At 78.0% G+C, this 395-nt stretch carries 1 pseudogene; it reads right to left on the bottom strand.

The annotated features are described in order from the left end of the window. Positions 1 to 395, bottom strand: a pseudogene (locus tag M3677_RS17710) (oxidoreductase); the annotation flags it as partial.

Raw genomic sequence — 395 nt, 5'->3', positions numbered from 1 at the left:
CCTCGACCCCGGCCGAGCGCACCGCCTCCAGCACGCTCACCTGCGGGGTCACCACGACCTCGGCGCCGGTGCGGTCGAGCACCACGGTGAAGGGGGTGTCGCGCACCGGGGCGCCCTGCGCCCTCGCGGCGAACCGCTCGGTGCGCAGCGACCCGGGCGGGCAGATCGCCTCGACCGCGTCGAGCAGCGCGGCCGGGCCGCAGGCGTAGACCCGTGCGGTGGTGCCGGTGAGCAGGTCGGCCAGCGGCAGCAGGCCGCGCTCGTCCTGCGGCCACACCGTCACCCGGTCGCCGTACCGGGCCAGCTCGTCGAGGAAGGCCATCGAGGCGCGGGTGCGGCCGCCGTGGACCAGGCGCCAGTCGGCGCCCAGCCGGTGCGCGGCCTCGACCATGGGC

Origin of the sequence: Curtobacterium sp. P97 (assembly GCF_023712445.1) — a bacterium.
In the GTDB taxonomy this organism is placed as follows: Bacteria; Actinomycetota; Actinomycetes; order Actinomycetales; family Microbacteriaceae; genus Curtobacterium.
This window is presented reverse-complemented; position numbering and strand designations above follow the sequence as displayed.